The 7,114-nt window shown below is 72.3% G+C and carries 8 protein-coding genes; 4 read left to right on the forward strand and 4 right to left on the reverse strand.

The window, feature by feature from the left end:
* Window positions 1-120: 120 nt before the first annotated feature.
* Complete coding sequence (locus tag E1285_RS05200; RefSeq protein ID WP_132148593.1) at window positions 121-1,062, reverse strand: diacylglycerol kinase family protein; 942 nt, start codon at window positions 1,060-1,062, stop codon at window positions 121-123.
* Window positions 1,063-1,206: 144 nt separating this feature from the next.
* On the opposite strand from E1285_RS05200, the gene E1285_RS46460 reads away from it, so the two are divergent.
* Window positions 1,207-1,770 (forward strand): hypothetical protein, encoded by a 564-nt coding sequence (locus tag E1285_RS46460; RefSeq protein WP_207946412.1) that lies wholly within the window; start codon window positions 1,207-1,209, stop codon window positions 1,768-1,770.
* Window positions 1,771-1,821: 51 nt separating this feature from the next.
* Here E1285_RS46460 and E1285_RS05210 read toward each other — a convergent pair whose 3' ends face one another.
* The 3 genes from E1285_RS05210 to E1285_RS05220 form a co-directional block, all read right to left on the reverse strand.
* Entirely contained in the window at window positions 1,822-2,607 is a 786-nt protein-coding gene (locus E1285_RS05210) for an RNA polymerase sigma factor SigF (protein ID WP_132148613.1), read from the reverse strand.
* Window positions 2,608-2,672: 65 nt separating this feature from the next.
* A complete protein-coding gene (locus tag E1285_RS05215) occupies window positions 2,673-3,101 on the reverse strand; it encodes an anti-sigma factor (protein ID WP_132148595.1) in 429 nt (142 codons plus the stop codon).
* Window positions 3,102-3,246: 145 nt separating this feature from the next.
* Window positions 3,247-4,221 (reverse strand): sugar kinase, encoded by a 975-nt coding sequence (locus E1285_RS05220; RefSeq protein WP_132148597.1) that lies wholly within the window; start codon window positions 4,219-4,221, stop codon window positions 3,247-3,249.
* A 112-nt stretch (window positions 4,222-4,333) separates the two neighbouring features.
* Here E1285_RS05220 and E1285_RS05225 point away from each other — a divergent pair, with 112 nt between their 5' ends.
* The 3 genes from E1285_RS05225 to E1285_RS05235 are packed head-to-tail and all read left to right on the forward strand — an operon-like array spanning window position 4,334 to window position 6,973.
* The gene (locus tag E1285_RS05225) at window positions 4,334-5,101 is read left to right on the forward strand and encodes a phytanoyl-CoA dioxygenase family protein (RefSeq protein ID WP_165966463.1); all 768 of its coding nucleotides are present in this window, start codon (window positions 4,334-4,336) and stop codon (window positions 5,099-5,101) included.
* Between the two features lie 25 nt (window positions 5,102-5,126).
* On the forward strand, window positions 5,127-6,179 hold the full coding sequence (locus tag E1285_RS05230) for a DUF4432 family protein (protein WP_132148599.1): 1,053 nt from the start codon (window positions 5,127-5,129) through the stop codon (window positions 6,177-6,179).
* Window positions 6,176-6,973 carry an SDR family oxidoreductase gene (locus E1285_RS05235; protein WP_132148601.1) on the forward strand — a complete coding sequence of 266 codons (798 nt, stop codon included), beginning with the start codon at window positions 6,176-6,178 and terminating at the stop codon, window positions 6,971-6,973. The genes E1285_RS05230 and E1285_RS05235 overlap by 4 nt, the downstream gene beginning before the upstream one ends.
* Window positions 6,974-7,114 lie beyond the last annotated feature (141 nt).

The raw sequence follows: 7,114 nt of genomic DNA on the forward strand, positions 1-7,114 counted from the left end.
CGCAAGACCTTTGAGAAAGGATTCTCAAAGTATGGATGTCGCATGGGTCACACCCGTGGTACAGCCGTGTTACTTGGCTCGCACCTGGCGGTCCATGCGCCTTCGAATGACGTCGCGCACTCAAATGACGATGCGCACTGCCTTCGGCACCGAACGGAACGTCACGCTGCGCTGCTCGCCAAGGTAGTCGCCGTCCAGCTGGAAGGCGATGGGGCGCTCCGCGTGGATGGTGACCTGCGACGCGTCGTGCACGTTCACCACATGCCGGCCCTGGAGGGGGCGGCCCCGGGTGGTGAGCATCTGCGCCACCGCCCCGAGCGTCGGGGCCACGTCCAGGGAACGCACCCCGAACACGTCCAGGCCGCGCGAGAAGTTCGCCCTGGGACTCGGATTCACCGGGATGCGGTTCATATAGGTCCACGGCGAGGTATTGGAGATGAATGCCAGAAACAGCCCCGATTTGGCGGGACGGCCCGGCTGCTCCAATGTGAGGGAGGGACGCCGCCGGTCGGTTCCGGTGAAGAAATGCCGGATCGCCGTCTGGACGTACAGGGAGGTGTAGGCGGTGGCCCCCGCGGCGCGGCGGCGCTCCACCTCCCGGACCACCTCGGCGTCCAGCCCGGCGCCCGCGCTGAACGTGAAGTAGCGTTCGGCGCCGCCCGGATGGCACGCCGTCCCGAGGCCGACCGTCCGGTACCGTCCCGCCCGCAGCGCCTCCAGTACCGACTTCGTCGCGCCGATCGGGTCGGCGGGCAGCCCGAGCGTCTTGGCGAAGACGTTCGCGCTGCCGGACGGCAGCACCGCCAGCGCCGGCAGGTCCGGGGACGGCCCGTCGGCGAGCAGCCCGTTGACGGCCTCGTTCACCGTGCCGTCGCCACCGAGCGCGATCACGACGTCGTAGCCGTTCACGGCGGCCTGCCGGGCCAGTTCGGTCGCGTGCCCGCGATGGCCCGTCTCGGCGAGGACGAGGTCGAGGTCGCCGGTGAAGGCCCGCATCAGGATGTCGCGGGCCCGCCGGGAGGTGGAGGTCGCCTTGGGGTTGGCGATGAGGATGGCGCGCACGGCGTCAGCGTACCGATCGTTCCCGATGTGTTCGCCCGGCGTTCGCCCTCCGTCCGGGTGGGGAGCGGGCCGGCCTCTCGTGGGGGACGACCTCCACGCCCCCCGGAACGGCTCGATTCCCCCACGGGAGTAGGGTTTCGGGTTGTGTCCAAGCGTCCCATCACCGTGCAGGCCGCCGCCGCACTCGAAGCCGCCGAAGGCCTCGTCGCCGTTGGATTCGGGGTCTACACCGGCGTGGAGACGGCCGCCGGCGCCGCCGTCGACCCGGCCAGCGCGATCGGGGTGACCGTCCTCGCGCTGGGCGGCGGCCTCGGCATGCTCGCCAGCGCCCGGGGGTTGCTGCGCGCCGAGCCGTGGAGCCGTTCCCCCACGGTGCTGACCCAGCTTTTCGCGCTGCCGGTCGCGTGGACGCTGTGGCAGAGCGAGCGTCCGGCCATCGCGATCCCGCTGGCCCTGGTCGCCGTCCTCGCGCTGGTCACCGTCCTCAGCCCGCCCAGCACCGCCTGGCTCCTCGAAGAAGACGACGAGGACGATGAGGAGAAGGACCGCGAGGGCGACGAGGACCACGGGGGCGACGACGAGATCGACGGCGGAGAGAAGGACGGCCTTCGCGACGGCGAAGGCACCGAAGAGGCGCCGCCGCAGGAGCCGCGCTCTCTCGGGCGGCGCCTCATGGACCGCCTGAAGGAACAGCCCACGAAGAAGTGACCCGGCGCCGAGGGCCCGGATACCCCGGGCCGCTCGGCGGCGAAACGGCCGCTATTCGTCGGCGGTGAGGCCCTCGCGGAGCTGGGCGAGGGTACGGGCGAGCAGCCTCGACACGTGCATCTGGGAGATGCCGAGCTCGGCGGCGATCTGCGACTGGGTCATGTTGCCGAAGAAGCGCAGCAGCAGGATCTTCTTCTCCCGGGCGGGCAGCTTCTCCAGCAGCGGCTTGAGGGATTCGCGGTACTCCACGCCCTCCAGCGACTCGTCGACCATGCCGAGCGAGTCGGCCACCGCGGGAGCGTCCTCGTCGCCGGAGTCGGGGGCGTCCAGGGAGACGGTGGAGTAGGCGTTCGCCGACTCCAGGCCCTCCAGCACCTCCTCCTCGCTCATCTGCAGGTGCGCGGCCAGCTCGCTGACGGTCGGCGCCCGGCCCTCGCGCTGGGCGAGATCGCTGATCGCCTTGGTCAGCGACAGCTTCAGCTCCTGCAGCCGGCGCGGGACGCGCACGGCCCAGCCCTTGTCGCGGAAGTGCCGCTTGATCTCGCCGACGATGGTCGGGGTCGCGTACGTGGAGAACTCCACGCCCCGCTCCAGGTCGAACCGGTCGATCGACTTGATCAGGCCGATGGTGGCGACCTGGATCAGGTCGTCCAGCCACTCGCCGCGGTTGCGGAAGCGGCGGGCGAGGTACTCCACGAGCGGCAGGTGCAGCTCCACGAGCTGGTCGCGGATGCGCTGGCGCTCGGGGTCGCCCTCGGGAAGCTCGGTGAGGCGCTCGAACAGCGCCCGCGCCCGGGCGCGGTCGGGTACCGCGCTCTCGGTCCGTTCGGTGCTCACCTCGGCGACCGCCGGTTCCGTCGGTTCCGTCGGTTCCGTCGTCTGCTCCGTCGTCGTCTTCTCCGTCACGGCGCCCCCGCCATGCCGCGCCGCTTCTGCAGCGTCACGGTGACCCGGTCGTCGGCGCCCACCTGCGCGTCCACCTCGCCCGCCAGCGACGACAGGACCGTCCAGGCGAAGGTGTCGCGGCTGGGTTCCTCGCCGTCGACGGTGAGGACCGAGACGGCGATCCGCATGGCCTCCCCGGTCAGCTCGAACTCGCACACGAGATCGGTCCCTGGCAGGGCCTGGGAGAGCAGCATCGCGCACGCCTCGTCGACGGCGATGCGAAGGTCTTCTATCTCGTCCAGCGTGAAGTCCAGCCTGGCCGCAAGGCCCGCGGTGGCGGTCCGCAGGACGGACAGGTAGGCGCTCGCGGCGGGCAGCTTCACCGTCACCACGTCGCGGACGGACAACTTCGTACTGGTCGGCATTGCAGCGGTTTCCTCGGTCACGTCACTCCCTCGCAGGATGGTCCCGCTGCTTCGAAACTACCGCCTGCGAGCCCCTGCGCGAGACTACGCCGCGCGTGGCTTTCTCACCAATGTCCGCGCCCACGTGAAACGACGCGTTCCAAACCCCCCGCGAAGGAGGCGTGCATCATGCCCGGAGCCCGGCCGCGCGGGCTTCCACCGGCAGGAGCGCGCCGCGGTGGCCGATGACGCGGGCCGCGAGGGCGCTCGCCGTTCCGGCGGCCGCGCGCCGTCCGGCGCCGCCGAGCCTGGCCGCGAGATAGCCGCCGTTGAACGCGTCGCCCGCCGCGGTCGTGTCGACCACGGCCACCCCGGGGACGGCCGGGACGGCCTCTTCGCCGCCGGCGCCGGCGATCACGCAGCCGTTCGCTCCCAGCTTGACGGCGATCTCGGGGACCCCGGCGGCCCGCAGGCGGCGCACGGCGTCGCCGGCGGACGCGTCGCCGAACACGGCCTGGTCGTCGGTGAGGGTGGGCAGCGCGATGTCGGTGCGGGCCAGGACGGCGGACATGGCGGCGGCCGCGGCGGCGGGCGCGGGCCATCCGGCGGGACGGTAGTTGCCGTCGAAGGCGACCAGGCCGCCGCGCCGCCGCGTCTCGTCCAGGACGCCGAGGAGCCGTTCCCGGGCGGGCCCGGACAGGATCGACAGGGTGATCCCCGACAGGTAGACGAGGTCGTGGTCCGCGACGGCGTCGTCGATCTCGGCCGGGTGGGCGGGGCCGAACAGCCCGCGGGCGGCCGATTGCGACCGGTAGTAGTGGAACGTCCGCTCGCCGGCTCCGTCCGTGCGGATCAGGTAGAGCCCGGCCTGGCCGCCGGGGACGGCGCGGGTGTGCCGGTCGCCTACGCCGTGCGGGGCCCAGGACTCCCGCATGCCGGCGCTGTAGGGGTCGTCGCCGACGAGGGTGACGAACTGGACGTCGGCCGTCCCGGGGGCGGCGGTCCGGGCGAGGTAGGCGGCGACGTTGAAGGCGTCCCCGGCGTACCCGAGCGCGAGCCGGTCCGGCGCGGCGTGGCTCAGCTCGATCATGCACTCGCCGATCAGGGCGATCCGGGCGGGCCGTCCGGGGTTCGCCGCGATCACGGTGTCCAGCGCGCTCATGGGGTCCCTTTCCGCGGGGCGGCTGCGATGGAGGCGACGATACATCTAGACAACAAGTGATCTAATCACTCAGACTGCGTGTGCCGCGGTTCATGACGAGGGAAGGACGGGCATGCACGACGATCCGATGCGAGGCTACGACGACGACGGGTACGCGATCTTCAGGAGCGTGCTCGATCCCGCGCTGATCGCCGAGGCGGACGAGCACGTCCGCTGGCTTCAGGAGCGCCACCCCGACCGGACCGGGGAGGACCTGTCCACCGAACTGGTCGCCAAGGACCCGTTCTGGGTGCGGCTCGTCTCCGACGACCGGCTGCTGGACGTCGCGCAGCGGTTCGTCGGGCCCGACATCGCCCTGTTCGCCTCCGCGTACATCTCCAAGCCGCCCTACACCGGCAAGGCCGTCCTCTGGCACCAGGACGGCGCGTTCTGGCCGCTCGACCCGATGCGCGTCGTGACGCTCTGGCTCGCCGTCGACCGGTCGACCCCGGAGAACGGCTGCCTGCGCGTCATCCCCGGCAGCCACAAGGAGGACCTGCACGAGGTCCGGGAACGCGATGACGCCCGCGCCGTCTTCGGTGTGGAGAGCGCCACGGGGGTGGACGAGTCGCGTGCCGTGGACCTCGTCCTGGAGCCCGGCGACGTCGAGGTCCACCACCCGAACATCATGCACGGCAGCAACGCCAACGAATCGCCCCACCGGCGCTGCGGCCTGACGATCCGCTACATCCCGACCTCGACGCGGATCACCCAGGAGCCGCTGCCGTTCCCGTCCGCGCTGCTTCTGCGCGGCGGTGCCGGCGTGAACGAGTACCAGCCGTTCCCCCGCTACGCGCCGGGGGAGCATTTCGCCTTCAGCGGGGCGGAGAGCTGGAGCTGACCGGCCCGGCCGGGATGACGTATCGATGACGACGTATCGACGCCACCGTCCGTCCCGCAACTGGGGCGCGCGCATCCACGAGATCACCTGGGCGGGCCTGGACGCCCTCGTGCTGGAGAACGAACTGCTGCGGGTGACCGTCCTCGCCGGCAAGGGCGGCGACATCGCCGAGTTCTGCTTCAAGCCGCGCGACATGGACTTCGTGTGGCTGTCGCCGGACGGCCTGCGCAACCCGCGGGACCTCGCCGGGGGCGCGGCCGACGGCACCGCCGCGTTCCTCGACTCCTACGAGGGCGGTTGGCAGGAGGTCCTGCCGAACGGCGGCGCGCCCAGCACGTACCGGGGGGCCGCGTTCGCCCAGCACGGCGAGGTCGCCGGGCTGCCGTGGGACGCCGGCATCGTGGCCGACGGAGCCGGTGAGGTCGCCGTCCGGCTCACTGTGCGGGCCCGGCGGATGCCGCTGCGGCTGGTCAAGACGCTCCGGCTCCGGTCCGGCGCGGCCGAGCTGATCATCGAGGAGGAGCTGAGCAACGAGTCGGACGTGCCGCTGGAGGTGATGTGGGGGCACCACATCGTGTTCGGCGCGCCGTTCCTGCGCCCGGGGCACCTCATCAGGCTGCCGGGCGGCGCCCGCGTCGTCCCGCACGAGACCGCGATCGCCCCGGGCGGGCGCCGCGTCCTCGCGGGCGGGCCGCACGAGTGGCCGCACGTCCCCGCCGACGCCGGCGGGGTCGTCGATCTCGGCGTGGCCCCGGACCACGGTGCGCCGAGTGAGATCGTCTACCTCACCGGCCTGGACGAGGGCCGCTACGAGGTCGTCGATCCGCGGAGCGGTCTCGGGATGCGGGTGCGCTGGGACGTGTCCGTCCTGCCGCACCTGTGGCTGTGGCAGGAGGCCGGGGCGACCACCGGGCATCCGTGGTGGGGCCGCGCGTACGTGATGGGACTCGAACCGTTCGCCGGATACCCGACGGACGGGCTCGCGGCGGCGGCCGGAAACGGCACCGCGCTCCGGCTGGAGCCGCGCTCCACCCGGAGTCTGCGGCTGAGCGCGGGCGTCATGGAGGGGGACACGTGAGGGAGTTCGACGGCAAGGCCGCCATCGTGACCGGCGGGTCGCTGGGGATCGGGCGGGCGGTGGTGCGGCGGCTCGCGGCGGACGGAGCCGCCGTGGTGTTCTGCGGCGTCGGCGAGGAGGACGTCCGGCGGTCCGAGGAGGAACTGCGCGCGGACGGCCTGGACGTCACGGGCGTGGTCGCCGACGTGACCGACGCCGGGCGGATGAACGGGCTCGTGGCGAAGGCGGTGTCCCTGCACGGGGGCCTCGACGTGGTGGTGACCTGCGCGGGCGTCCAGCGCTACGGGACGGTCGAGGAGACCTCCGAGGAGCTGTGGGACGAGGTGCTCGGCGTCAACGTCAAGGGCGTCTTCCTCGCCTGCCGCGCCGCCGTCCCCGAACTGCGGCGCCGGGGCGGCGGGACGATCGTGACGATGTCGTCGGTGCAGGCGTTCGTCTCGCAGGACCGGGTCGCCGCCTACAGCGCCAGCAAGGCCGCGATCAACGCGCTGACGCGGGCGATGGCGCTCGACCACGCCGCCGACGGCATCCGCGCGAACGCGGTCTGCCCGGGGTCGGTCGACACCCCGATGCTGCGCTGGGCCGCCGACCTGTTCCGCGGGGACACGGCGCAGGACGCGCAGGTCGCCGAGTGGGGACGGTCGCATCCGCTCGGCCGGGTGGCGGGCGCGGAGGAGGTCGCCGAGGTGGTCGCGTTCCTCGCCGGCCCGCGCTCGTCGTTCGTGACCGGCGCCGAGCACCGGGTCGACGGCGGCCTCCTGGCCCGCAACCCGGCCGCACTCCCAGAGATCTAGACACCAAGTCATCTAATGAATAAGGATGTGCGCACGGGCCGCGCGTGAACCGCCAACCCCATCCGTCCCTGGTTCACCGGTGAGCTCGCGGAGGTTCCCCATGCAGGATCCCGCCCCCTCCCGTCCCCCATCTCCCGCTCG

Source organism: Actinomadura sp. 7K507 (genome assembly GCF_004348425.1).
In the GTDB taxonomy this organism is placed as follows: domain Bacteria; phylum Actinomycetota; class Actinomycetes; order Streptosporangiales; family Streptosporangiaceae; genus Spirillospora.